Source organism: Pseudomonas sp. PDM27 (assembly GCF_019219205.1).
GTDB classification, from domain to species: domain Bacteria; phylum Pseudomonadota; class Gammaproteobacteria; order Pseudomonadales; family Pseudomonadaceae; genus Aquipseudomonas; species Aquipseudomonas laurylsulfatiphila.
The window spans coordinates 40,533-65,889 of record NZ_JAHUWF010000013.1; the positions used below are offsets into that span (position 1 = coordinate 40,533).

Genomic DNA, 25,357 nt, shown 5'->3' on the forward strand with positions numbered 1-25,357 from the left:
GCGGGTCCGGCGCTAGAATAGCGGGACCGTTGACGACAAAGGGACAAGGTTATCATGCGCACACTAAATCGCCTGTTGCTGGCTGGCTTGTTTGCAATCACACCCCTGGCCGTCATGGCAGCGGACGATGCGCCGACACCGGAGCCAGATGTCACGATCCGCACGGAAGGGGACAAGGTCATCCAGGAATACCGCCAAAACGGTTTTCTGTATGCGATCAAAGTCACGCCCAAAGGCGGCAAGCCGTATTTCCTGGTACGCGCCGACGGATCAGAAGGTAACTTCATCCGCTCTGATTACCCGGATATGCTGATTCCGGCGTGGGAAATTTTTAAGTGGTAAGTCGTCCTTAACTTTAATCGGCGCTGGCTCAACAGCGGCGCCCGTACTGGCAGTTTAAACATGTCTGTGTTCACCCCCCTGGCTCGGCCCGAGCTGGAAGCTTTTCTCGCCCCTTATGGCCTCGGCCGCCTGCTTGATTTCCAGGGGATTGCCGCCGGTAGCGAAAACACCAATTTCTTTATCAGCCTGGAGCAGGGCGAATTTGTCCTGACCCTGGTAGAGCGCGGCCCGGTTCAGGAAATGCCGTTCTTCATCGAACTGCTCGACGTACTGCACGGCGCCGACCTGCCGGTGCCTTACGCCCTGCGCACCACCGACGGCGTGGCCTTGCGCGAACTGGCGGGCAAACCTGCGTTGCTGCAACCGCGCCTGGCCGGCAAGCACATCAAGCAAGCCAATGCGCAACATTGCGCACAGGTCGGTGAGTTGCTCGGCCATCTGCACCTGGCGACCCAGGCCAACATGATCAAGCGCAAAACCGATCGCGGCCTGGACTGGATGCTGGAAGAGGGCACGCAGTTCCTGTCGCACCTCGGTGCCGAACAGAAGGACCTGCTGCAACGGGCGCTGGAAGAAATCACCCGACAGAAAGAAAAAATCCTCGCTCTGCCGCGGGCGAACATTCACGCCGACCTGTTCCGCGACAACGCGATGTTCGAAGGCACCCACCTGACCGGACTGATCGACTTCTACAACGCCTGCTCCGGGCCGATGCTCTACGACGTGGCGATTGCCTTGAACGACTGGTGCTCGGACGACGAGGGCGTGATCGATGGACCGCGAGCACGGGCCTTGCTGGGCGCTTATGCGGCCCTGCGACCGTTCACCGCTGCCGAAGCCGAGTTGTGGCCGACCATGCTGCGGGTGGCTTGCGTACGCTTCTGGTTGTCACGCCTGATCGCGGCGGAGTCGTTTGCCGGGCAGGATGTGTTGATTCACGATCCGATGGAGTTCCAGTTGCGCCTGGCGCAGCGGCAGACGGTCAATACGCCGTTGCCTTTCGCCCTTTAAAAAGCAAAAGATCGCAGCCTTCGGCAGCTCCTACACCGATCTCTGTAGGAGCTGCCGAAGGCTGCGATCTTTTGTTTCAGCGGTTACAACGACTCCAGACACCCCGCCAGATCATTCCCCAATTTCTCCAGCACCTGCTCATAGCCCTGGGCCGTCGCCGGCGTGTACCCGCCCAACGCATCCAGTTCCGCCAGCTTCACCGGCAAACCCGCCACCAGGGTTTCCGCCAGGCGCGGACGCAGCGGTGGTTCGCTGAACACGCAGGTCTTGCCGACTTCCTGCAAGCGCGCGCGCATCGCCGCGACATGCTGGGCACCGGGTTGCACTTCGGCCGCGACGCTGAACACACCCACGTGCTTGAGGCCGTAGGCGTCTTCGAAGTAATCGAACGCTTCGTGGAACACGAAGTAAGGCTTGCCCTGAACATCGGCCAGGCGTTTCTTCAGGCGCACATCCAACGCATCGAGACGCTCGTCGAAGGCTTTAAGGTTGCTCTGATAGCGCACGGCGTTGTCAGGATCGACGGCACTCAGGTCTGCCGCCATTTTCGTGGCGATGACCCGGGCGTTGACCGGCGACAGCCACAAATGCGCATCCAGGCTGCCTGGGCGATGATCGTGGTCGTGGTCGTCGGCTTCTTCGGCGTGGGAGTGGCTATCTTCGGCAAAACGGCGCAGTTTCATGCCTGGCAAATCCTGCACGGCGACGCTGGGCAGCGTACGACCATTGAGCACGCGAGGCAGGAAACCTTCCATGTCCGGGCCGATCCAGTACAGCAGGTCCACCGATTGCACCTTGCGTACGTCGGAGGGGCGCAGCGCATAGTTGTGCGGCGAGGCACCCGGTGGCAGCAAGACCTCAGGGATCGCCACGCCGTCCTGCACCGCAGCGGCAATCAACTGCAGTGGCTTGATGCTGGTAAGGACCTTGACCTCGGCCTGCGCCGGACCGATCAGCAGAAAACTTGCGAAAAATGCGACAAAGATAGAAAAAAGACGGGACACGATGACCACTCGAAGAGGCGAGAACGGGTAACATAATAACGTCTCTCACAAAACTCGTCGCCGCTCATGCTAAAAACACCGATTGCCAGCCGCCCCCACGACCACTCGCATTGCGTTCACAGCGCTTTGTCCGAGGCCGATGCCCTGTGCGCTCGTCAAGGCCTGCGCCTGACCGCATTGCGCCGGCGGGTGCTGGAACTGGTGTGGCAAAGCCACAAGCCGCTGGGTGCCTACGACATTCTCGCGGTCCTCAGCGAGCAGGACGGTCGCCGCGCCGCGCCGCCGACGGTGTACCGCGCGCTGGACTTCCTGCTGGAAAACGGCCTGGTCCATCGCATTTCCTCGCTCAACGCCTTTATCGGCTGCAATCACCCGGAACATGCACACCAGGGCCAGTTCCTGATCTGCCGTGTGTGCCACGCCGCCATCGAGCTCGAGCAAAAGTCCATCAGCGACGCGATCATCGCCAGCGCCAGGGATGTCGGGTTTATCGTCGAAGGCCAGACCGTCGAAGTGGTCGGTCTGTGCTCGGGTTGCCAGGGGGCTTGATGAGCAACGCGCTGATCCGTCTAGAGCAGGTTGCCGTCACGTTCGCCGGGCAACCGGTGCTGGACAACATTGAGCTGAGTGTCGAGCCGGGGCAGATCGTGACCCTGATCGGCCCCAACGGTGCCGGCAAAACCACACTGGTGCGTGCCGTGCTCGGGCTGTTGAAACCGGACAGCGGCAACGTCTGGCGCAAGCCGAAACTGCGAGTCGGCTACATGCCGCAAAAACTCCATGTCGACCCGACCCTGCCGCTGTCGGTATTGCGCTTCCTGCGCCTGGTGCCAGGCGTAGACCGTGCGATGGCCTTGGCGGCACTCAAGGAAGTCGGCGCCGAACAGGTCATCGACAGCCCGGTGCAAAGCGTTTCCGGTGGCGAAATGCAACGCGTGCTGCTGGCCCGGGCCTTGTTGCGCGAACCGGAACTGCTGGTACTCGACGAACCGGTGCAGGGTGTCGACGTGGCCGGCCAGGCTGAGTTGTACAGCCTGATCACCCGCCTGCGCGACCGTCACGGTTGCGGTGTGCTGATGGTCTCCCACGATTTGCATCTGGTGATGAGCACCACGGATCAAGTGGTTTGCCTCAATCGTCACGTCTGCTGCTCCGGCCATCCCGAGCAGGTCAGCGGCGATCCGGCGTTCGTTGAGCTGTTCGGAAAAAACGCACAAAGCCTGGCGATTTATCACCACCATCACGACCACGCCCACGACTTGCATGGCTCGGTGGTCAAGGCGCCCGCATCGGGCCAACCCCATGTTCACGGAGATGGCTGCAAGCATGGCTGATTTTCTGCTCTACGCCCTGCTTGCAGGCCTGGCCCTGGCCGTTGTCGCAGGCCCTTTGGGGTCTTTCGTGGTCTGGCGGCGCATGGCTTATTTTGGCGACACCCTGTCCCACGCGGCATTGCTCGGCGTAGCCCTGGGCTTCCTGCTGGACGTCAGCCCGACGGTTGCCGTGACCGTCGGCTGCTTGCTGTTGGCGGTGTTGCTGGTGACCTTGCAACAACGCCAGCCATTGGCATCCGACACGCTTTTGGGAATTCTCGCACCCAGCACGCTCTCACTGGGCCTGGTGGTACTAAGCTTCATGCACGAAGTGCGGATCGACCTGATGGCTTATCTGTTCGGCGACCTGCTGGCAATCAGTCCAACCGATCTGGCCTGGATTCTTGGCGGCAGTGCGGCCGTGCTGGCCTTGCTGGTTGCATTGTGGCGGCCATTGCTGGCGATCACGGTGCATGAAGAACTGGCCAGGGTCGAAGGCCTTCCGGTAGCCGGATTGCGCCTGGCGCTGATGTTGCTGATCGCCGTGGTGATTGCCGTGGCGATGAAAATCGTTGGCGTGTTACTGATCACTTCGTTGCTGATCATCCCGGCGGCGGCGGCACAACGTCACGCCCGCTCGCCGGAACAGATGGCACTGGGCGCGAGCCTGCTGGGCATACTCGCCGTGTGTGGCGGATTGGCGTTGTCCTGGTTCAAGGACACCCCGGCCGGCCCGTCGATTGTGGTGGCAGCCGCCGCGCTGTTTCTGCTGAGTTTTGTTCTGCCCCGTCGAGGGGTGTAGACTTGCTCGTTTTTTGCGCAAATAGAGAGTCGCAGGAATGAAGTCGTTCGCCTCCCGTTATCTGCTCCTTGTCGCATTTTCTTTGCTGCTGGGCGCCTGCCAAAGCACGCCACCGGCGGCCACCGAGGCCGCCAATGCGCGAGCCACGGCCATCGTACAGCTGGAACAAAACATCGCCAGCGATGAACTGGCCACCGCCGAAGACCAATTGGCGGCCTTGCAGGCCGAATCGCCCAACGATGCTTCCCTTGAGCAGTACCAACGGCAGCTGGCCGAAGCCTATCTGCGCCGCAGCCAGATCGTGCTGCAAAAGGGTGATGTGGATGCCGCTGCGACCGCCCTGAGCCGTGCCCGCTCGTTGATGCCCAAGGCTCCGGCACTGACCGGCGGAGTCAACGGCTCGATTGCCCAGGCGCGCAAGGCCGAGCTGGAAAAAGCCGAAGCGGCCCTGAAGGCTGCCGAAGCCAAGCCAAAAGCCAAGGTCATCGATCTCACGGCTGAAAGCACTACGGTCTCGCTGAATATCAACGATATGGGCAAACTGCGTCGCCAACTGGATGCCATCGCCGCCGATGTGGTGAATTTTCAGTGCGACGTGAGCATCCAGGCTCCACGCACCAATGATTACCCTTGGCTGGCGACACTGCTGACAAAACGGGTGAACAAGCTCGACCCTGAGTTTGACCTGAAGCTGGAGCGGCAGATTTTGCGCAGTGTTCCGGCGCAGATGGTTCTGAGTCCGCGTAAACCTTAAAAAGCTTCGCGAGCAAGCCCGCTCCCACACGAGTTCTGCGGCGGGCATAGATCCAATGTGGGAGCGGGCTTGCTCGCGAAGGCGGCCTTTCTGGCAATAAACATTTTCAGGCCGGAATCGCCCTGGCCTTCGCCTCCCTGCCCCAAACCCGATGCTGCCCGATCGCGGCGAAAAACGCTTTGATCAACTTCGCATCCGCCCCCAGGATCAATCCCGCATCAGCCTCCAGCTTCAATACATCCAGCAACTGCTTCGCTTCACCCTGCAAGGCGATAGCCTTGAGATGTTTGTATGCCTCCAACAGGTAATGCAACGCCACGCCATCCGTACTCAGCGCCTTGATCGACGCGGCTCCGCCCGGCACGAACACCGCGTCAAATGCCACCGACGGTGAACCCTCCATCGAAGCATCGACAGGCAGAGTTTTGCCATCGGCGGTTTTCACGGGTGCAGAGGTCGGCCCCAGTAATTTCGCGTGAGCCCCCTCTGCTGCAAGCGCTTTCTTCATCGCATCAATCGCAGCGCTATCAACGCCATTGGCCGCCAGAATCGCGACTTTTCGCGTCTTGATGTTCTCCGGCAACAGATTGGCCTGGCTCAATGCCGGAGAGCGATCCGGTGCGGTTTTGCGCACCTCGACGGTTCCTCGAGCCGGCGCAGGCAATCCAAGGTTCAGCGCCACGCGCTTGGCCAACTCCAGATCGATATTGGCGAGAATTTCGTTCACTTCCCGGACGCGGATCGCCTCACGCTCAACCTTGCCCAACTCAAAGCTGTAGGCCGAGATGATGTGCTCCTGTTCGTGCTCACTCATGCTGTGGAAAAACAAGCGAGCCTGGGAGAAGTGGTCAGCAAACGATTCGCTGCGCTGGCGAATCTTGTTGGCATCAATCCGCTCCGGATAGCTCTCGAAACCACCGTCCCGAGCAGAGGCCGGCGTTTCCTTTGGCCAGCCGCCATCGATGGAGTTCGGCTCATAAGACGCACGTCCCTTGTCGATGGTGGTGCGGTGCTGGGCATCCCGCTGACCGTTGTGGAACGGCGACACCGGACGGTTGATCGGAATCTCGTGAAAGTTCGGCCCGCCGAGTCGGCTGATTTGCGTGTCGGTGTAGGAAAACAATCGGCCTTGCAGCAGAGGGTCGTTGGAGAAATCGATCCCCGCAACGATATGCCCGGGGCAGAAGGCAACCTGCTCGGTTTCGGCGAAGAAGTTGTCCGGGTTGCGATTCAGCACCATCTTGCCCAGCGGCGTGATGGGCACGAGTTCTTCGGGGATCAGCTTGGTCGGGTCGAGGATGTCGAAATCGAAGGCGTGTTCATTTTCTTCTTCGATGACCTGCACCCCCAACTCCCATTCCGGGTAGTCGCCGATCTCAATCGACTCCCACAGATCACGCCGATGGTAGTCGGCGTCCTTTCCCGCAAGCTTCTGCGCTTCGTCCCACACCAGGGAGCAAGTGCCGGCCGTAGGGCGCCAGTGGAATTTGACGAAGCGCGACTTGCCCTCGGCATTGATCAGGCGAAAGGTGTGCACGCCGAAGCCCTGCATGCTGCGCAGGCTTTTCGGGATCGCCCGGTCGGACATCGCCCACATCACCATGTGCGCCGACTCCGGCACCAGCGAAACAAAGTCCCAGAAGGTGTCGTGGGCCGAGCCGCCGGTAGGGATCTCGTTATGCGGCTCGGGTTTGACCGCGTGCACGAAGTCGGGAAACTTGATCGCATCCTGTATGAAGAACACCGGCATGTTATTGCCCACCAGGTCGAAGTTGCCTTCGTCGGTGAAGAACTTCACGGCAAAACCCCGCACATCACGCACGGTGTCGCCTGACCCTCGCGGCCCCTGTACCGTGGAAAAGCGCACGAACACCGGGGTTTTCTTCGCGGGGTCCTGCAGGAAACCGGCCTTGGTCAGCACCGAGTGGTTTTCATAGCTCTGGAAATGACCATGGGCGCCGGTGCCGCGAGCGTGAACGATGCGCTCGGGAATGCGCTCGTGATCAAAATGCGTGATCTTTTCACGCATGATGAAATCTTCCAGCAGCGACGGCCCGCGGGCCCCGGCCTTCAGGGTGTTCTGGTTGTCCGCCACCTTCACGCCCTGGTTGGTGCGCAAGGCCTGCTCAGTGGCATCGGAGCGAAATGTTTCCAGGCTGTCGAGCTTGGCGTTGGTGTTGTGGCGATCCGGGGTATCGGTCCCGGCCAGGACGCTCTTGGTGGCGGCAGGCTTCTTGGTACTCATCAGGCGTGAACTCCTCAGGCATATTCCAGTGGCCTAAGTAGTGACTGACGAGCTTATTCAGCCGTTCCTTTTTTCTGACCTTTGATCGCGTTATTGCCAAATGACAGGACAAATGCGAAATAAATGCTAAGAACCTCTATACGGACAGGCTAAAATGCGCGCCCGGCTAACCGCTGACCCTTTTCTAACGCGCCCCACAAGGTTCGCTACGTGATCGAGTTTCAAAACGTCCATAAAACCTACCGCGTCGCCGGTAAGGAAATCCCCGCGCTGCATCCGACCAGTCTGACGATTGAGAACGGACAGGTTTTCGGCTTGATTGGTCATTCCGGCGCAGGAAAAAGTACCCTGCTGCGTCTGATCAATCGCCTGGAAAACGCCAGCGGCGGCAAGATCACCGTCGACGGTGAAGAAGTCACCGCGCTCGACGCCAACGGCCTGCGCCGCTTCCGTCAGCAGGTCGGGATGATTTTCCAGCACTTCAACCTGCTGGCCTCCAAGACCGTCGCCGACAACGTCGCACTGCCACTGACCCTGGCCGGCGAACTGTCGCGCAGCGAAATCGATTCGCGCGTGGCCGAGTTGCTGGCGCGGGTCGGTTTGTCCGACCACGCGAAAAAATACCCGGCGCAATTGTCCGGCGGGCAAAAGCAGCGTGTGGGCATTGCCCGCGCCCTGGCGACCAAGCCAAAAATCCTGCTGTGCGATGAAGCCACCAGCGCCCTCGACCCGCAAACCACTGCATCGGTCCTGCAATTGCTGGCCGAGATCAATCGCGAGCTGAAACTGACCATCGTGTTGATCACCCACGAAATGGACGTAATCCGCCGGGTCTGCGACCAGGTGGCCGTGATGGACGCCGGTGTGATCGTCGAGCAAGGCTCGGTGGCCGAGGTGTTCTTGCATCCGAAGCACCCGACCACCAAACGTTTTGTGCAGGAAGACGAGCAGATCGACGAAAGCGAACAGCGTGACGACTTCGCTCACGTACCGGGTCGCATCGTGCGTCTGACCTTCCAGGGCGAAGCGACCTACGCGCCGTTGCTGGGCACCGTCGCCCGGGAAACCGGGGTGGACTACAGCATCCTGGCCGGCCGTATCGACCGCATCAAAGACATCCCTTACGGGCAACTGACCCTGGCCGTGACCGGCGGTGACATGGAAGCGGCGTTCGCCCGCTTCATCGCAGCCGACGTCCACATGGAGGTGCTGCGCTAATGGAAGCCCTGACAAGTTTTTTCGCCAATATCGACTGGCTCGAAATCTGGCTGGCCACTGGCGACACCCTGCTGATGCTCGGCGGTTCGCTGTTGTTCACCGTACTGCTCGGCTTGCCGCTGGGCGTGCTGCTGTTCCTCTGCAGCCCACGCCAGTTGCTGGAAGCCAAAGGCGTCTACGCGATGTTGTCGCTGGTGGTGAACATTCTGCGTTCGCTGCCGTTCATCATCCTGTTGATCGTGATGATTCCGTTCACCGTGTTGATCACCGGCACATCCCTCGGTGTCGCAGGGGCGATCCCGCCGCTGGTGGTGGGTGCCACGCCGTTCTTCGCGCGCCTGGTGGAAACCGCCCTGCGTGAAGTGGATCGCGGCATCATCGAAGCGACCCAGGCCATGGGTGCAACCACACGGCAGATCATCACCAATGCCTTGCTGCCGGAGGCGCGTCCGGGCATCTTCGCGGCGATTACGGTGACCGCCATTACACTGGTGTCCTACACCGCGATGGCGGGTGTCGTCGGCGCCGGTGGCCTGGGTGACCTGGCGATCCGCTTCGGTTACCAGCGCTTCCAGACCGATGTGATGGTCGTGACGGTGGTGTTGCTGCTGGTCTTGGTCCAGGTACTACAAACCGTTGGCGACAAGTTGGTCGTCCACTTTTCCCGTAAGTAAGACATGAGCCGGCCATTCGCTGGCAGGCGCCAAACGGGCGCCTCACAAGGAGTTAGCTGAATGAAAAAACTACTCGTCGCCTTCGCTGCCGTTGCCGCATTCTCGGCCCACGCGGCTGACACCCTGACCGTCGCGGCCACCCCAGTGCCCCACGCCGAGATCCTCGAATTCGTGAAGCCGACCCTGGCCAAAGAAGGCGTGGACCTAAAGGTCAAGGTCTTCACCGACTACATCCAGCCGAACGTGCAAGTCGCGGAAAAGCGCCTGGACGCCAACTTCTTCCAGCACCAGCCGTACCTGGATGAGTTCAACAAGGCCAAGGGTACAAACCTGGTATCTGTCGCCGGTGTGCACCTGGAACCCCTGGGCGCTTACTCGAGCAAGTACAAGACCCTCGCTGAATTGCCTGGCGGCGCCAACGTGGTGATCCCGAACGACGCCACCAACGGCGGCCGTGCACTGTTGCTGATGGCCAAGGCCGGGCTGATCAAGTTGAAGGATTCGAACAACATCCTGTCGACCGTGAAAGACATCACCGAGAACACCAAGGACCTGAAAATCCGCGAGCTGGAAGCCGCGACCATCCCGCGCGTGCTGACCCAGGTCGACCTGGCGCTGATCAACACCAACTACGCGCTGGAAGCCAAGCTCGATCCAGCCAAGGACGCGCTGGTCATCGAAGGCAACGACTCGCCGTACGTGAACATCCTGGTAGCTCGCCCGGATGACAAGGACAGCGACGCGATGAAGAAGCTGGTTGCAGCTTTGCACAGCCCGGAAGTGAAGGCCTTCATCCTCGAGAAGTACAAAGGCGCGGTAGTGCCGGCGTTCTGACCGACTGAAAGCAACAAAAAAGGGCGCATCGAATGCGCCCTTTTTTGTGCCAGAAACACCGCCCCCCTGTGGGAGCGAGCTTGCTCGCGATGGCGGTGTATCAGTCAATGTAGATGTTGACTATTACGGCCTCATCGCGAGCAAGCTCGCTCCCACAGGTTTAGCGGTGTCTTTAGTTGCGCTTGAGCATCACCGGCAACTGCGCCACCAGCTTCGCGTTGTTCAACGGCGCCCGGATGAAGCCGCGCTGCGTGCCGTCCGGCCCGATCACCGCGAGGTTGCCACTGTGGTCGACCGTGTAGTTTGGCTTGTTGGTGTCCGCCGGAATGAACGGAATGCTCACCGCGTTGGAGATCTTTTGCAGCTCATCGATCGACTTTGGCGCCAAGCCGACAAACTGCGGGTCAAAGTAGCTCAGGTACTGCTTGAGCTGCTGGGGCGTGTCGCGATGGGGGTCGACGCTGACCAGCACGATCTGCAGCTTGTCCACCGCCTCGGGCGGCAACTCGCTCTTGATCTGTCGCAGCTGGGCGAGGGTGGTCGGACAGACGTCCGGGCAGAAGGTGTAGCCGAAGAACAGCAGGCTCCACTTACCCTTCAATTCATTGATCATGACCGGCTGGCCGTCCTGATTGGTCATCGTCACGTCCGGCAGATTGCGGCTCTGCGGCAGCAAAATGATACCGGCGTCGATCAGCGCCGTCGGGTCGCCCTGGTTTTTCCCGGACAGTACCTTGTTGACGGTCAGGCCCAGGATCAGTGCGACCAGGGCGACGAGGATGAAGACGGTTTTCTGGGTTCGAGTCATAGGTTCAACAGTAAGTAGTGGTCTACGAGCAGGGCGATAAACAGCAGGAACAAGTAGTAAATAGAGTACTTGAACGTGTTGATCGCCGCGTGCGGCCGAGTGCCACGGTACAGCACCACGGCCCATTGCAGAAACCGCGCCCCCAACCCGAGCGCGCAGACCAGGTAGAGCATACCGCTCATGTGGATCACGTAGGGCATCAGGCTGACGGCGAGCAGCGCAAAGGTATACAGCAGGATATGAATCTTGGTGTAGTGCTCGCCATGGGTGACCGGCAGCATCGGGATGTCGGCCTTGGCGTATTCCTCCTTGCGATGGATCGCCAGCGCCCAGAAGTGCGGCGGGGTCCAGGCGAAGATGATCAGTACCAGCAGCAGCGGTTCGGCGCTGACGTGACCGGTGGCGGCGGTCCAGCCGAGCAAGGGCGGCGCGGCACCGGCCAGACCGCCGATGACAATGTTCTGCGGGGTCGCACGCTTGAGGAATCCGGTGTAGATCACCGCATAGCCAAGCAGCGAGGCGAGGGTCAGCCACGCGGTCAGCGGGTTGGTAAACGCCAGCAGCATGGCTTGCCCGAGGGCCGCCAATACCAGCGCGAACGTCAGCGCGGCGGTCGGAGATATCCGGCCTTCGGCGAGCGGCCGTTTGTGGGTGCGCGCCATCACCGCGTCGATGCGCCGGTCCACCACATGATTGACCGCCGCGGCGCCACCGGCACACAGGGCGATGCCCAGGTTGCCGAACACCAGCACCGTCCACGGCACCCCGGCACGGGTCGCGAGGAACATCCCCACCAGTGAAGTGATGAGCATCAACACCACGACCTTGGGTTTGGTCAGCTCCAGGTAGTCACGCCAGATCGCCTGACTGGGACGTTCGCCGATCAGAATCGCCATGGCATCTCTCCTTTTATTGTTATGGGCCCGGCTGAGTGTTTACGCAGGCTGAAGCGCCAGCGCGTTGGCTGCTTGACCCGGACCAGACTGGTTCGGGCGTGGTAGTTGACCAGCACCATGGTCAGCAACAGCGCGGCGCCGCCCGCGTTATGCGCGACGGCCACCGGCAGCGGCAGATGGAACAGCACGTTGCTGATGCCCAGAGTGATTTGTGCGCCGAGGGCAATCAGCACCAGGCCTGCCAGGCGCGTCATGCCGACCGCCTTCAATTGCCAGGCCAGGCCGAGCAATACCAGGGTGACCAGCAAGGCACCGATGCGATGGGTCAGGTGGATGGCCGTACGGGCGTCGCTGTCCAGTTGCCCGCCGAGGTAATTCGGGCCGATGTGTTGGGTCAGATGAAAGCCATTGGCAAAATCGGCAGGCGGCAGCCATTGGCCGTGACAGGTTGGAAAGTCGATGCAGGCCACGGCGGCGTAGTTGGAACTGACCCAGCCACCGAGGGCGATTTGCCCGATCACCAGCAACAGCCCCGCCGTCGCCCAGTGCTGTAAACGTCGTGGCACGGTCAGCGCCGGCAGTACGCCGGACAGGCGCAAGGTCAGCAGAAACAACAGGCTCAAGGTCGCGAAGCCGCCAAGCAAATGCCCGGTGACCACCTGCGGCCAGAGCTTGAGCGTTACCGTCCACATGCCGAACGCGGCCTGGCCGAAGACCACCGCCAACAGAAACAGTGGCAACTTCACCGGTTGCCCCGGATGACGGCGATGCAACCACGCACGACCGGCCAACACCGCGATCAACACGCCCAGCGTGCCAGCGAAGTAGCGGTGGATCATCTCGTTCCAGCCCTTGTGGGCCTCGACCGGAGCGTCCGGGAAATGCAATTCGGCATGGGCCAGCTGGGCTTCGCTTTTCGGCACGCTGATGAAACCGTAGCAGCCAGGCCAGTCCGGACAACCGAGGCCGGCGTGGGTCAGGCGGGTGTAGGCGCCGAGCAACACCACAATCAGTGCCAGCAAGGTGGCAAACAACGCGAGGCGAAATCCAGGCTTGGCCATGACGATGCCCTTATCCGATATTCGACAGTTTCAGCAGGTGGCGCAGATCGTTCAGCAGGTCCTTGCCCTTCACCGACGGGTCGTAGCGCAGCACCAGATTGCCGTGGGGGTCGATGATCCACAGGTGCGGGGCGTCATTGCTCTGAGCGCCTTTTGTGTAGGCAGGCAAGTCCAGTGGATAGCGTTGCAACTGCGGGTACTCGCGTTGAAGTTTAGTCTCGTAATCGCTGTTCAGCGTCTGCGCGGCGGCCAATGCATGGCTGGCGCGAGACGCATCGCGGCCGAGGCCGATCTGGATCTGCCGCGCCAGATACACCAGTTGCTGGCAGTCCACCGCGCAATCCTTGGGCGCGGTCACCAGGATCTGCCAACGCTCCTCCGGGGCCTGCACGCCGATGTCCGCGCGGGTCTGACCGTTGCCGATCAGTTCGCCGTGATAACTGCGGCCCTCGGGCACCCAGAAATTCAGCTTGTACATACCGGTGGCAAGGATCATTGGACCGATCACCCCGAGCAGGATCAGCAGCAGTTGCATACGGCCCTTGCGCCGGTTCACCGAAGGTTTCGCCTCAGACATGCTGGGTGGATTCATGGCCGCTCCCATGGTGTTTCTCCTTTGCGTTGTGCCAGCCGAGATAGAGATAAAGACCGAACAGGGCGATCCCCATGGCGAACCACTGCACGGCATAAGCGATATGTTTTTCCGGGCCCGTGGCGACCACCGGCCAGTCGGCCTGATAGGTGGCCGGAGCGGTTTCGGCGCGTAGCTCAAAGGCAAAGCCTTCGCGGTTCAGCGTCTTCCAGAGACTGGCCGGTTCAACGGCCGTAATCAGCTTCGGCCACGTCGCTGTCGCCGGGTCTGCATGCAACTGAAACGGCGCGCCGGGGGAGACGTAGACCCACGCGTCGAGGCTGACTGCCTCGACAGGTGTCTTGAATTGCACGGGAGTGCGGCGTTCCGGCCAAGGCAGCCAGCCGCGATTGACCAGCAGCCAGAGTCCGCTGGCCTGATCATGAAAGGGTTGCAACAGCTCGACGCCGACCCTGCCGTTACGTTGACTGTTGTCGAGCAGCAGGCTGTGTTCGGCATCGAAGCGGCCGTGCAGGCGAACCCGGCGGAAAGCCGAATCAGCGGTGTATTGCAGTTCGGTGCTGGCCATCGGCTCGGCGGCCCGGCGCTCGGCGTAGGTTTGCAGCAGCGCGCTTTTCTCCGCGCCCCGGCTCAATTGCCAGAACCCCAGGGACACCAGTAGCGGCAGCAACAGCGCGACCACCAGCGTTGGCACGATACCCGGCCGAAAGCGCTTCATGGCATTGCCAGAAAGTCGGTCATCGCGATAGCTATACTCAAGTGCATCGCTTGTCCCCCGGAGTCTCACCATGCTCAAAGCAGCCATCGTCCTGATGCTGATTGCCACGGTTGTCAGCCTGTTCAGCGGCCTGTTTTTTCTGGTCAAGGACGACAGCAGCTCAAACCGCCTCGTCATTGCCTTGAGTGTGCGTGTCACGCTGGCCGCCATTACCCTCGGTCTGATCACCTGGGGGTTTTTCAGCGGCCAGCTGGTGTCCCACGTGCCGTGGTAGCTCAAAGCTTCAAGCTTTTAGCTTCAAGCTGCTTCAAAGCACATAGACGAAAACGAACAACCCGATCCACACCACATCCACGAAGTGCCAGTACCAGCTCGCCGCTTCGAAGCCGAACTGGTGCTCGCTGTCGAAGTGCCCGCGCATGACCCGCATCAGCATCACGAACAGGATGATGGTGCCGATGGTCACGTGGGCGCCGTGGAACCCGGTGAGCATGAAGAAGGTCGCGCCGTAGATGCCCGAACCCAGGGTCAGACCCAGTTCGCGGTAGGCGTGCATGTACTCTTCGGCCTGGAAGATGAGGAATGCACAGCCCAACACTACGGTGAGCGCCAGCCAGAGTTTCAGTGCGCCGCGATGGCCCTTTTTCAAGGCGTGGTGGGCGATGGTCACAGTCACGCTGGAGCTCACCAGCAACACAGTGTTGAGCAGCGGCAGGCCCCAGGGGCTGATGACCTCCTTGGGTGGCGGAAACAGTTTCGAGTCGGGGTTGTCCAGCAGCGGCCAAGTGAACTGGAAGTTCGGCCACAGCATGTGCGCGACGCCTTTGGCGCCTTCACCGCCAAGCGCCGGCCCGGAGATGTGACGCACATAAAACAGTGCGCCGAAAAAGGCGATGAAGAACATTACTTCCGAGAAAATGAACCAGCTCATGCCCCAGCGGAACGAGCGATCCATTTGCGCGCTGTACAAGCCGCCGCGACTTTCCTTGATCACCGTGCCGAACCAACCGAACAGCATGTAGGCCAGCAGTAACCCGCCGACGAAAAAGATCAGTGGCCCATGGGATTCCGGGCGCGCCGCTTTCAGATCGTTGAACCAGGTGGCCAGGCCAAACACCGTGACGAACATGCCGACCGTGGCGATGATTGGCCATTTGCTCTGGGCCGGTACGTAATAATGCTCATGAGTTGCCATTTATTGTTCTCCTTATCGGGCACGCTCAGCCGCCAGTGTTTACAGCTACCGGTGGATGTCGGGCGGTGATATCGAACAGCGTGTAAGACAGCGTCAGGTGCTTCACATCCTTGGGCATGTCACGGTCAACGATGAAACGTACCGGCATCTCGATCCGTTGACCGGGCTGCAGCACTTGCTGGGTAAAGCAGAAACATTCGGTCTTGTGGAAGTACGCCGCCGCGGAGCTTGGCGCGATGCTCGGCACGGCCTGGGCACTCATCGGCTTATCGGTAGGGTTGTGGGCGATGAAGATCATCTCGTTCACCGCCCCCGGGTTAGCGGTCAGCTCGTCATGCTTGGGGTAAAAATCCCATGGCATATCGGCGGTATTGGTCGACAAGAACTGCACACGCACCTGCCGCGAGGTGTCGACCGTCTGCTCCCCCTCGTACTGCCCGGCGGTCTTGCCATTGATGCCGAAGGCCCTGCACATCACGTCGTAGATCGGCACCAGCGCAAACCCGAACACAAACATTGCCACCACCACCGTCAACAGGCGCGTGACCAGTTTCTTCATTGAAATCGAGTCAGCCATGGTTTTGAACCTCTACGCCAACCCCTGTAGGAGCGAGCCTGCTCGCGAAAAACTGGAGAGCGCCGCGGGGTGTCAGGTTGCCAGCGTTATCGTTGACGACCATCGCGAGCGAGCTCGCTCCTACAAAGGGGCAGGCGTTCATTTCACTTCCGGCGGCGTGGTGAAGGTGTGATACGGCGCTGGCGACGGGATGCTCCACTCCAGGCCTTCAGCTCCATCCCACGGTTTGGCCGGTGCCGGCGGGCCGCCGCGAATGGTCTTGATCACGATGAACAGGAAGAAGATCTGCGTGGCCCCGAACATGAATGCGCCGATCGACGACACCATGTTGAAGTCGGCGAACTGCAGGTTGTAGTCCGGAATCCGTCGCGGCATGCCCGCCAGCCCCACAAAGTGCATAGGGAAGAAGGCCAGGTTCATGCCGATGAACGACAGCCAGAAATGCAGCTTGCCGAGGGTTTCGTCGTACATGTGGCCAGTCCATTTCGGCAACCAGTAATAGGCCGAGGCGAAGATCCCGAAGATCGCCCCCGGTACCAGCACGTAATGGAAGTGCGCGACCACGAAGTAGGTGTCCTGGTACTGGAAGTCCGCTGGGGCGATGGCCAGCATCAATCCGGAGAAACCGCCGATGGAGAACAGGATCACGAACGCCACGGCAAACAGCATCGGTGTCTCGAACGTCAGCGAGCCCTGCCACATGGTGCTGGCCCAGTTGAACACCTTCACGCCCGTTGGCACCGCAATCAACAGGGTGGCGTACATGAAGAACAGCTCGCCCACCAGCGGAATGCCGACCACGAACATGTGGTGCGCCCAGACGATGAACGACAGGAACGCGATACTCGCCGTGGCATAGACCATCGAGGTGTAGCCGAACAGCGGCTTGCGCGAGAAGGCCGGAATGATCGAGCTGACGGCACCGAAGGCCGGCAGGATCATGATGTACACCTCGGGGTGGCCGAAGAACCAGAACACGTGCTGGAACAGCACCGGGTCACCGCCACCGGCTGCGCTGAAGAAGCTGGTGCCGAAGTGGATGTCCATCAGCATCATGGTCACGCAGCCCGCCAGCACCGGCATCACCGCGATCAGCAGGAACGCCGTGATCAGCCAGGTCCAGACGAACAACGGCATTTTCATCAGCGTCATGCCGGGGGCGCGCAGATTTAGGATGGTGGCGATCACGTTGATCGCCCCCATGATCGAGCTGATCCCCATCAAGTGAATGGCGAAGATGAAGAAGGTCACGCTTTCCGGTGCGTAGGTCGTCGACAGCGGCGCGTAGAACGTCCAGCCGAAGTTCGGCCCGCCACCGGCGGTGAACAGGGTCGACACCAGCATCAGGAACGCCGCCGGCAACAGCCAGAAGCTGAAGTTGTTCATTCGCGGCAGGGCCATGTCCGGCGCGCCGATCATCAGCGGGATCATCCAGTTGGCGAGGCCGACGAAGGCCGGCATCACCGCGCCGAAGACCATCACCAGACCGTGCATGGTGGTCATCTGGTTGAAGAATTCCGGCTGGACGATCTGCAGCCCCGGCTGGAACAGCTCGGCGCGAATCACCATCGCGAACGAACCGCCGAGCAGGAACATGGAAAACGCAAACCACAGGTACAAGGTGCCGATGTCCTTGTGGTTGGTGGTCAGCACCCATCGCATCAGGCCTTTGGCGGGGCCGTGGGCGTGGTCGGTGGCGGTATGAACATGTTCATCGATTACAGCAGTCATGTCCTGTCTCCTGCAAACAGATGGGCTGGGCAGGCCGGGGTGCGTAGCCCCGACCGGTTCCTTACGTGCGCAATAGACCGGGTCATTTGCTTTCCGCCTGTTTCAGCTCCAGCACTTCTTTTGGCGTGACCATGTCGCCCTTGTTGTTGCCCCAGGCGTTACGTTCATAGGTCACGACCGCTGCGATATCGACTTCCGAGAGCTGTTTGCCGAACGCGGCCATGGAAGTGCCAGGCTTGCCGTGGAAGACAATGCTCAGGTGATCTGCTTTCGGTCCGGTGGCGATTTTCGAGCCCTTGAGTGCCGGGAACATCGGCGGCAGGCCCTGGCCTTCGGCCTGGTGACAGGCCACGCAAGTGGTGTGATAGACCTTGTCGCCGCGCTCCTTGAGCTCGTCGAGGGTCCATTCCTTGCTGGTCAGCTCTTTGAGCTGCGCGGCCTCGACCTTGCGATCGGCCAGCCATTTTTCGTAATCGGCCTTTTCCTTGACCTCGACCACGGTCGGCATGAAGCCGTGATCCTTGCCGCACAACTCGGCGCACTGGCCACGGTAGATGCCGGGCTTGTCGATGCGGGTCCAGGCTTCATTGACGAACCCGGGTATCGCATCGCGCTTGACCGCGAATGCCGGCACCCACCAGGAGTGGATCACGTCAGCGGAGGTCACCAGGAAGCGCACTTTGGTGCCGACCGGCAGCACCAATGGCTTGTCGACCTCGAGCAGGTAGTGCTCACTCTTGGCTTCCTTGTTGTGGATTTGATCCTGGGGGGTGGTCAGGTTGCTGAAGAACTCGACGTCCTGGCCCAGGTATTTGTAGTGCCACTTCCACTGGTAGCCAGTGACCTGGATATCGATCTCCGGCTCGCTGGCGTCGTACATCTTGATCAGGGTCGCGGTAGCGGGAACCGCCATGGCCACCAGGATCAGGAAGGGCACGATGGTCCAGAGGATTTCGACGGTGGTGCTTTCATGAAATTTGGCGGCCACCTGCCCGGTCGAGCGGCGGTGGAGAATCATCGACCAGAACATGGCACCAAAAACGATGATGCCGATCACCACACAGATCCAGAAAATGGTCATGTGCAGGTCGAATACTGCGTGACTGATTTCAGTCGCTCCAGGCGCCATATTCACAGTCCAGGCCGCTTGCGCCTGACTGAAAATCGACCACAACAGGAGGCCCATCCAGACATGTGGATGTCGCATCATTGCGGGTTCCCCTTATCGTTCTTGTTATCCCGCCGGCTTTCACCTGCGGCAAGGGAGCGGCTGCATCAGACTACGAACTTGAGCACCGGGCCTTGCTGCATATGCAGTCGGGCGTCATCAGCTAACTCCATTCCACCCCGAGTATAGACAGCACCTCTGACCTCGCAATGCGAAGGCGTAAATCATCTGAAACAGCATTAACTTGCTTTGCAGGGCACGAATGGAGAAGGATGCAGACGAGTGGTGGCAAACCGATATAACGGGGCCGTCTCAAGGATGAAATAATTATGACAAATGCGTCTTAGCATTTTTCGTAAGCCAGCTAAGTTATGTCTTCCCTATTTCATTGCCTTGTTTCCTGGAGTTTTCATGAACACCGCCGCATTGCGCGAGCAGATCCAAAAAGCCCAACAACACGAAGCCGAGACCGGCCTGCTGACGCGTCAGCTGGAAAGTAAGCTGCCTCACCTGCACCCGGCGATCCAATTGCCGGAAGCGGACGCCAATGGCGTGCTGACGCGATTTGTCGCCGCCTACGTCGAAGAAGTGCCCGATCTGCTGGATGCAGCCAATGAAGTCGCCAGGGAAGCGGGCATTGAGTCACAGATCAAACCGGTGCTGAAAATCGCCGAGCAGTACTTCCTCCAGCCGCCTGCCATCATGGCCGGCCATGTCGGGCTCGACGGCCTGCTGGATGAAGCCTATCTGGCGCACCGGTTTGTCGAAGAGGTCAACGACCTGTACATCAAGCATTTCGGCCAGCCACTGATCCCCTTGGACATGACTGTCGCCAACCTGATTGCTCACCAATTGATCGGTGAGGAGTTCGCCAACCAACTGGATGAGGCGGTGCATCACGCCATCGACGAGATGCTCAACGAAGAGAGTTTTGCCCTGGAGTCGGTGGAAACCTACCGCGACAAGCTCAGCAGCCCGGACACCGGTGCCGCATGGAAACGCTGGCCGTGCATGTCCCGCCGCCTGGGTGTAGGCCTGGAACTGGATCAGCCGGCGGCTTGATTCCTGAAACCTGTGGGAGCGGGCTTGCTCGCGAATGCGGTCAATCATTCAACGTTGATATCGACTGACACGCCGCTTTCGCATGCAAGCCCGCTCCCACACAGGTACCTCAGCCAACCGCGCCGACGCCGGTATTCGTCCGCACCCGCCCCTCAAGCCGACGCTTCAATCCCCGCGATTCAATCAACAGCTTCGAACCCTTGCCCGCATTGGCTCGCCCCCATTCCTCCAGTAACTCCAGACACGAGTGATCGATGTAGCTCAGGTTATTGAGCGGCACATGCACCGTCGTACCCACCGGAATGCTGCCCAGCACCTGGGTCAGCGCCGGTACTTTGAGGAAGGTCGCCGCGCCCACCAGGCGCAACTCCATTTCCCCTTCCCGGGGCAGGTCGATCAGGCTGATCTTCAAGCGCGAGGCTTTCAGCGCCAGTTTCACCAGGGTCAGGCCAAAGCCAATCAACACGCCCGTCAGCAGGTCGGTAAAAACGATGGCCAACGCGGTTGCCGCGTAAGTGAACATCGGCGCCCGACCGTACCGGCCCAACCCCCGAAAGACCTTGAGATCCACCAGTTTGAAACCGGTGTACACCAGCACGCCCGCCAGGCTTGCCACCGGAATGCTCTGCAGCACGCTGGACAGCAACAGCACGAACGCCAGCAGCCACAGGCCGTGGAATATGGTCGAAAACCGCGTGGTTGCTCCGGCCTGAACATTCGCCGAACTGCGCACGATAACGCCGGTCATCGGCAATGCCCCAAGCAGGCCACACAACATGTTGCCGATACCTTGCGCCGACAATTCCCGGTCGAAGTCCGAGCGCTGGCCGCTGTGCATGCGATCAACCGCCGCGGCTGAGAGCAAGGTTTCGGCGCTGGCGATAAAGGCCACGGCAAACGCCGCGATCAGCAATGTCGGATCGGCCAGGTTGAGCAGGTCCGCCGGCTTCAGCCAGTCGATAGCCTCCGTCAGGTTGGCCGGTACCTCAACCCGTTTGACCTGCAACGCCAGCACCAGGCTGGCCAGCGTGGCCAGACCGACACCCAGTAGCGCCCCGGGAATGAAGCGCAAGGATTGCGGACGGAATTTTTCCCACAGCCACATGACAGCAATCGTCGACAGACCGAGCAAACCGGCTTGCCAGCCAAACGTGGGCAATGCCTGAGCCAGCGCCGCCGGGAAGGCTGCGAGGTTATCGAGGCCCGAGGGTTTGGGCACGGCATCCAGCATGACATGCACTTGGGACAGGACGATCAGCACACCAATCCCGGCCAGCATGCCGTACACCACCGCAGGCGCCGTCACCCGAAACCAGCATCCCAGCTTCAATCGGCCCGCCACCAGTTGCAGCAAACCCGCCAGTAACAGGATGGGCCCAAGCATGGCGATACCGTGTTGGCGGACCAATTCGAAGACCAGAACGGCCAGACCCGCCGCCGGGCCACTGACTTGCAGCGGCGAGCCGGCCAACCAGCCGACCACCAGACCGCCGATGATGCCGGTGATCAGGCCTTTGGCGGGTGGCAACCCCGAGGCAATGGCGATGCCCATGCACAGGGGCAGGGCGACCAGAAACACGACCACCGAAGCCAACAGCTCCCGTGGCAGAACAGCTTTGAGTCGAGCAGCACGCATGGTGAGTCTCCCGAAGTTTTCTTCAGGCATGGCAAAGCCAGGCTGCCTGAACGGCAGCCTCGGCTAAACCACACAACGATTTAGGAGGATTTAGAAGCGCGCTTTGGGCGTCGCCACGGGAATTGGCAGGCTGCCATTGAGCGGCAGGAAACAGCCTTGATCGGCGTCGTACGCTTTGATTTCGCTGGTTTCGATGTTGTAGACCCAGCCGTGGATAAACAGCTGACCGTTGGCCATGCGCGAGGCAACCGACGGATGGGTACGCAGGTGCTGCAATTGGGCGATCACATTCTCCTCGGTGAGGATGTGCATGCTTTCGCTTTCGTTAGAGCAGTTGCAGTTCTCCTGCACCATGGTCTTGGCCACTTCGGCATGACGCAGCCAGGCTTTGACCGTGGGCATTTTCTCCAGACTGTCCGGGTTGAGTACCGCGCGCATGGCGCCGCAGTCGGAATGTCCGCAGATGATGATGTGATGCACCCCCAGAGCCAGCACGGCGTACTCGATGGCCGTGGAAACACCACCGTTCATTTGCCCGTAAGGCGGCACAACGTTGCCGACGTTACGGGTCACGAACAGGTCGCCCGGGGAGCTTTGTGTGATTAACTCAGGAACGATGCGCGAATCGGCGCAGGCGATGAACATCGCTCGTGGCCGCTGGGCCGTGGCGAGTTTCTTGAAGAGCTCTTCCTGCTGAGGAAAGATCTCATGATGAAAATGCAAAAAGCCGTCAACGATATGCTTCAACGCTGCATCGGCGGTTTCGGCCTCGGGTTGGGCTGAAGCCGACGCAGCCAACGGCTGTTTATCCTTGTCACTCATCAATTCATCCTCATTGGCGGGCTCAGGGAGTCATCCCGTGTGGTCCGGTGTGAAGCCAGTGGCTGGTTAAAAAACATCCAGGCCAAACATCTCGACCCATCAGTCACTCGATGAACAAGGTAGCGGCCGAATCTTAATTGAAACTGAATAAAACGCTCTAGAATGCGTGTTCCAGGTCACAAAAAACGTGACCAGCCTAAGGCGCGAGCGCAATCTTCAGTACTCAACCATAGGCCAATTGTCCTCAAATCAACGACATTTGGCGACCGGGCGGACAAAAGGCATTGCAGTCCAGGTCAAAGCCTTCCCGGTGATTGAGCCCCAGGCGCTTGATGGTTTTGGCAAAGCGCTGTGCCAGCAGGTCGGCGAAGGGGCCTTCGCCGCGCATTCGAGCGCCAAAGCGGCTGTCGTAGAGTTCACCGCCACGGCTCTGGCGAATCAGGCTCAGCACATGCGCCGCCCGTTGAGGGTAGTGGGTCGCCAACCATTCCTCGAACAGAGGCGCCACTTCAAGCGGCAAGCGCAGCATCATGTAGGCAGCACTCTGCGCCCCGGCTGCATGGGCCTCAGTGAGCAGACTCTCGAGTTCGCTGTCGTTGATCATCGGGATCATCGGCGAACACAGCACACCCACCGGAATGCCCGCCTCGCGCATGACCCTGATCGCCCGCAACCGGGCCTTGGGCGCTGCGGCGCGGGGTTCGAGGATGCGCTTGAGCTCATCGTCCAGTGTGGTCAGGCTGATCATTACCGCCACCAGTCTTTGGCTGGCGAGCTCGGTCAGCAGGTCCAGGTCACGAAGAATCAGCGAGCCCTTGGTCACGATGGTCACCGGGTGCCGATAGCGCAGCAGCACCTCAAGGGTCTTGCGGGTGATCTGGTATTCGCGCTCGATCGGCTGGTAAGGGTCGGTGTTGGAGCCGAGGTTGATCGGCGCACATTGATAACCACGTTTGGACAACTGCTCTTCCAGCACATCCACGGCGTTGGTCTTGGCGATCAGTTTTGTCTCGAAATCCAGCCCGGGCGACATGTCCCAATAGGCATGACTGGGGCGCGCATAACAATAAATGCAACCGTGCTCGCAGCCGCGATAAGGGTTGATCGAGCGATCGAAGGGCAAGTCCGGCGACGTGTTGCGGGTGATGATGGTTTTCGCCGTTTCAATGCGCACCTCGGTGCCTTGGGTCAGCGGCACTTCCTGGTACCAGCCGTCGTCTTCGACCACCGAATGACTGGGGGCGAAACGGTTGTGCGGGTTGGTCGCAGTGCCGCGGCCACGGGGAGGAAATGGCGTGTGCATGAAAAACACCCAATGACTGTATGCGCATACAGTACATCGATCAAAACCGCTCGACCAGCGCCGTTCGGCACTTTCTGATTATTTGTCATGCATGCTTGCGTGAAGCAACCGGGAGAAACATATAAAGCCTGGCTGTTGTGACAAAACTGCATGTACCATTTTTTCGCTGCAAAACATAAACACCGATATTCTATAAAAGGATTTATTTATGTCGTTTTTTGATCGCCGCGGTATCTTTTTGCAAAAACTTGGACCGACTGTAGTCGCCCCAGATGAAGTACTGGTATCGATGCAGTTCGCACTCAAGGAAGAAGGTTGGGATGAAGAAAACTCGGTCGTGACCACCTCTTTGCTGGACTCCACCACGCTGATTGCGTCCTCATACGACGGCGGCCAGTCTTTTAGTATCGGCAGTATCGACAAAGATATTGATGGTAACGGGACCATCAATTCCGATGATAAGGAAAAACTGCTGGCTCTGGCCAAAGCGTACGCCGGTATTGCGAAACCTTGAACCAAAGGTCCAGGCAGATATATTGTTATTAATCAGGTCCGGTCGAAGTTAATCATCGAGCGGGTTTGATTTTTTTGTCGCCCATAACAATGCTCTTTCAATGAGCGAAGCTTGATCCTTGATGAAACATTCATCATCCCGTCAGCTTCACGATTCTTTGACAGCCCTCTCACAGGCCTTTGACCGGGCGTAGTTGATCCTTGCCAGCATCTTCCCGTCCCTTTCAGAACGGTCGCTCAAACATGCCCTTACCACGATTCATATTTGCAATCTGCCTGTCGCTCGTTGCACTCGTTAACCAGACACCGGCACTTGCTGACGACAGTCAGATTCAGCGTCCGGCGGACTGGGCTCAACCCGTCGAAAAGCAATACAACCTCTTTCAAATGTCGCCAACCCTCTACCGCAGCGCCTTGCCGGACAAGGATGCGGTGCCGCTGCTGGAGAAACTCAAAGTCGGCACGGTGATCAACTTCCTGCCTGAAACGGACTCCAGTTGGCTGTCCACGCCAGGCATCACGCAAGTACAGCTGCCTTATCGCACCAACCATGTGGATGACGCCGATGTGCTCAAGGCCCTGCGCGCCATCCAGTCTGCCGAAGCCAAAGACCCGGTGCTGATGCACTGCAAACACGGCTCTGACCGTACCGGCCTGATGGCGGCCATGTATCGGGTTGTCATCCAGGGCTGGAGCAAGGAAGAGGCCCTGAACGAAATGACCGAGGGCGGCTTTGGTGACAGTACCCACTTCAAGGACGGCATCCGCTACATGATGCAGGTCGACGTCGACAAACTGCGCACAGCCCTGGCCAATGGCGATTGCAGCACCAGCCCGTTTGCCGCGTGCTCAATGAAGAGCTGGTTCAAGTCCGCGCATATCGAATAAAAAAGTTCTTCACGCAATCCCGGGAAACTGTAGGAGCTGCCGAAGGCTCGGGCCGCGTTCGGACGATCTTTTGATCTTGATCTTCAGAAATCTCCAGATAGCAAAAGCAAGATCAAAAGATCGCAGCCTTCGGCAGCTCCTACAGAAGACATTTCGTAATCTGTTTCGTGAAGAACCTAAAAAAACCCCC

At 59.8% G+C, this 25,357-nt stretch carries 27 protein-coding genes; 13 read left to right on the forward strand and 14 right to left on the reverse strand.

Annotated features, from left to right (window positions below):
- The first annotated feature begins 54 nt into the window (after positions 1–54).
- The gene (locus KW838_RS23575; protein ID WP_102701556.1) at positions 55–342 is read left to right on the forward strand and encodes a DUF2782 domain-containing protein; all 288 of its coding nucleotides are present in this window, start codon (positions 55–57) and stop codon (positions 340–342) included.
- Positions 343–402: 60 nt separating this feature from the next.
- Positions 403–1,353, forward strand: a complete 951-nt coding sequence (locus KW838_RS23580) for a homoserine kinase (RefSeq protein WP_015092907.1) — start codon at positions 403–405, stop codon at positions 1,351–1,353.
- Between the two features lie 83 nt (positions 1,354–1,436).
- Here KW838_RS23580 and KW838_RS23585 read toward each other — a convergent pair whose 3' ends face one another.
- Positions 1,437–2,357, reverse strand: coding sequence for a metal ABC transporter solute-binding protein, Zn/Mn family (locus tag KW838_RS23585; protein ID WP_173900845.1), 921 nt, complete (start codon positions 2,355–2,357; stop codon positions 1,437–1,439).
- A gap of 66 nt (positions 2,358–2,423) precedes the next feature.
- Between KW838_RS23585 and zur the strand changes: the two genes are divergently transcribed.
- Genes zur through KW838_RS23605 form a run of 4 tightly spaced genes read left to right on the forward strand, consistent with a single transcriptional unit; the run spans position 2,424 to position 5,226 of the window.
- On the forward strand, positions 2,424–2,906 hold the full coding sequence (gene zur / locus KW838_RS23590; protein WP_007969799.1) for a zinc uptake transcriptional repressor Zur: 483 nt from the start codon (positions 2,424–2,426) through the stop codon (positions 2,904–2,906).
- Positions 2,906–3,691: a zinc ABC transporter ATP-binding protein ZnuC gene (gene znuC / locus KW838_RS23595; RefSeq protein WP_095967855.1), complete on the forward strand. Its 786-nt coding sequence runs from the start codon at positions 2,906–2,908 to the stop codon at positions 3,689–3,691. Before zur ends, znuC begins: the two co-directional genes overlap by 1 nt.
- A complete protein-coding gene (gene znuB, locus KW838_RS23600; RefSeq protein WP_015092904.1) occupies positions 3,684–4,472 on the forward strand; it encodes a zinc ABC transporter permease subunit ZnuB in 789 nt (262 codons plus the stop codon). Before znuC ends, znuB begins: the two co-directional genes overlap by 8 nt.
- 37 nt (positions 4,473–4,509) lie before the next feature.
- Positions 4,510–5,226, forward strand: coding sequence for a PA5502 family lipoprotein (locus KW838_RS23605; protein WP_102701559.1), 717 nt, complete (start codon positions 4,510–4,512; stop codon positions 5,224–5,226).
- Positions 5,227–5,332: 106 nt separating this feature from the next.
- Here KW838_RS23605 and katE read toward each other — a convergent pair whose 3' ends face one another.
- Positions 5,333–7,471 carry a catalase HPII gene (katE, locus tag KW838_RS23610; protein ID WP_218503740.1) on the reverse strand — a complete coding sequence of 713 codons (2,139 nt, stop codon included), beginning with the start codon at positions 7,469–7,471 and terminating at the stop codon, positions 5,333–5,335.
- Positions 7,472–7,681: 210 nt separating this feature from the next.
- On the opposite strand from katE, the gene KW838_RS23615 reads away from it, so the two are divergent.
- Genes KW838_RS23615 through KW838_RS23625 form a run of 3 tightly spaced genes read left to right on the forward strand, consistent with a single transcriptional unit; the run spans position 7,682 to position 10,197 of the window.
- Positions 7,682–8,689: a methionine ABC transporter ATP-binding protein gene (locus tag KW838_RS23615; protein WP_102701561.1), complete on the forward strand. Its 1,008-nt coding sequence runs from the start codon at positions 7,682–7,684 to the stop codon at positions 8,687–8,689.
- Positions 8,689–9,363, forward strand: coding sequence for a methionine ABC transporter permease (locus KW838_RS23620; RefSeq protein ID WP_008018443.1), 675 nt, complete (start codon positions 8,689–8,691; stop codon positions 9,361–9,363). Before KW838_RS23615 ends, KW838_RS23620 begins: the two co-directional genes overlap by 1 nt.
- Positions 9,364–9,423: 60 nt before the next feature.
- Positions 9,424–10,197 (forward strand): MetQ/NlpA family ABC transporter substrate-binding protein, encoded by a 774-nt coding sequence (locus KW838_RS23625; RefSeq protein WP_007969811.1) that lies wholly within the window; start codon positions 9,424–9,426, stop codon positions 10,195–10,197.
- Positions 10,198–10,369: 172 nt separating this feature from the next.
- On the opposite strand, the gene KW838_RS23630 is transcribed toward KW838_RS23625, so the two are convergent.
- From KW838_RS23630 to KW838_RS23650, 5 genes are read right to left on the reverse strand one after another with little or no spacing between them, the layout of a single operon-like run.
- The gene (locus KW838_RS23630) at positions 10,370–11,005 is read right to left on the reverse strand and encodes an SCO family protein (protein ID WP_218503741.1); all 636 of its coding nucleotides are present in this window, start codon (positions 11,003–11,005) and stop codon (positions 10,370–10,372) included.
- A complete protein-coding gene (cyoE, locus tag KW838_RS23635) occupies positions 11,002–11,901 on the reverse strand; it encodes a heme o synthase (RefSeq protein WP_015092898.1) in 900 nt (299 codons plus the stop codon). Before cyoE ends, KW838_RS23630 begins: the two co-directional genes overlap by 4 nt.
- Positions 11,889–12,962, reverse strand: coding sequence for a heme A synthase (locus KW838_RS23640; RefSeq protein WP_007969814.1), 1,074 nt, complete (start codon positions 12,960–12,962; stop codon positions 11,889–11,891). Before KW838_RS23640 ends, cyoE begins: the two co-directional genes overlap by 13 nt.
- Before the next feature lie 10 nt (positions 12,963–12,972).
- The gene (locus KW838_RS23645) at positions 12,973–13,566 is read right to left on the reverse strand and encodes a hypothetical protein (RefSeq protein WP_218503742.1); all 594 of its coding nucleotides are present in this window, start codon (positions 13,564–13,566) and stop codon (positions 12,973–12,975) included.
- Positions 13,532–14,272 (reverse strand): SURF1 family protein, encoded by a 741-nt coding sequence (locus tag KW838_RS23650; protein WP_218503743.1) that lies wholly within the window; start codon positions 14,270–14,272, stop codon positions 13,532–13,534. The genes KW838_RS23645 and KW838_RS23650 overlap by 35 nt, the downstream gene beginning before the upstream one ends.
- Positions 14,273–14,342: 70 nt before the next feature.
- Here KW838_RS23650 and KW838_RS23655 point away from each other — a divergent pair, with 70 nt between their 5' ends.
- On the forward strand, positions 14,343–14,546 hold the full coding sequence (locus KW838_RS23655; protein ID WP_102702117.1) for a twin transmembrane helix small protein: 204 nt from the start codon (positions 14,343–14,345) through the stop codon (positions 14,544–14,546).
- 33 nt (positions 14,547–14,579) lie between these two features.
- Here KW838_RS23655 and KW838_RS23660 read toward each other — a convergent pair whose 3' ends face one another.
- The 4 genes from KW838_RS23660 to coxB all read right to left on the reverse strand — a co-directional run bounded on the left by KW838_RS23660 (position 14,580) and on the right by coxB (position 18,985).
- A complete protein-coding gene (locus KW838_RS23660) occupies positions 14,580–15,467 on the reverse strand; it encodes a cytochrome c oxidase subunit 3 (RefSeq protein ID WP_102702118.1) in 888 nt (295 codons plus the stop codon).
- 25 nt (positions 15,468–15,492) lie between these two features.
- Entirely contained in the window at positions 15,493–16,044 is a 552-nt protein-coding gene (locus tag KW838_RS23665) for a cytochrome c oxidase assembly protein (protein ID WP_102702119.1), read from the reverse strand.
- 138 nt (positions 16,045–16,182) lie between these two features.
- On the reverse strand, positions 16,183–17,775 hold the full coding sequence (gene ctaD / locus KW838_RS23670; protein WP_102702120.1) for a cytochrome c oxidase subunit I: 1,593 nt from the start codon (positions 17,773–17,775) through the stop codon (positions 16,183–16,185).
- Between the two features lie 82 nt (positions 17,776–17,857).
- Positions 17,858–18,985, reverse strand: coding sequence for a cytochrome c oxidase subunit II (gene coxB, locus KW838_RS23675; protein WP_102674486.1), 1,128 nt, complete (start codon positions 18,983–18,985; stop codon positions 17,858–17,860).
- 369 nt (positions 18,986–19,354) lie between these two features.
- On the opposite strand from coxB, the gene KW838_RS23680 reads away from it, so the two are divergent.
- Positions 19,355–20,005, forward strand: a complete 651-nt coding sequence (locus KW838_RS23680; RefSeq protein WP_218503744.1) for a hypothetical protein — start codon at positions 19,355–19,357, stop codon at positions 20,003–20,005.
- A 109-nt stretch (positions 20,006–20,114) separates the two neighbouring features.
- On the opposite strand, the gene KW838_RS23685 is transcribed toward KW838_RS23680, so the two are convergent.
- The 3 genes from KW838_RS23685 to KW838_RS23695 all read right to left on the reverse strand — a co-directional run bounded on the left by KW838_RS23685 (position 20,115) and on the right by KW838_RS23695 (position 23,766).
- Positions 20,115–21,641: a SulP family inorganic anion transporter gene (locus tag KW838_RS23685; protein ID WP_102702122.1), complete on the reverse strand. Its 1,527-nt coding sequence runs from the start codon at positions 21,639–21,641 to the stop codon at positions 20,115–20,117.
- 90 nt (positions 21,642–21,731) lie between these two features.
- Positions 21,732–22,463 carry a carbonic anhydrase gene (locus KW838_RS23690; protein WP_015092887.1) on the reverse strand — a complete coding sequence of 244 codons (732 nt, stop codon included), beginning with the start codon at positions 22,461–22,463 and terminating at the stop codon, positions 21,732–21,734.
- 244 nt (positions 22,464–22,707) lie between these two features.
- Positions 22,708–23,766 (reverse strand): PA0069 family radical SAM protein, encoded by a 1,059-nt coding sequence (locus KW838_RS23695; protein WP_218503745.1) that lies wholly within the window; start codon positions 23,764–23,766, stop codon positions 22,708–22,710.
- Positions 23,767–23,974: 208 nt separating this feature from the next.
- On the opposite strand from KW838_RS23695, the gene KW838_RS23700 reads away from it, so the two are divergent.
- Positions 23,975–24,280 carry a hypothetical protein gene (locus KW838_RS23700; RefSeq protein ID WP_102702124.1) on the forward strand — a complete coding sequence of 102 codons (306 nt, stop codon included), beginning with the start codon at positions 23,975–23,977 and terminating at the stop codon, positions 24,278–24,280.
- A 242-nt stretch (positions 24,281–24,522) separates the two neighbouring features.
- Positions 24,523–25,167, forward strand: a complete 645-nt coding sequence (locus KW838_RS23705) for a tyrosine-protein phosphatase (RefSeq protein ID WP_218503746.1) — start codon at positions 24,523–24,525, stop codon at positions 25,165–25,167.
- Positions 25,168–25,357: the final 190 nt, after the last annotated feature.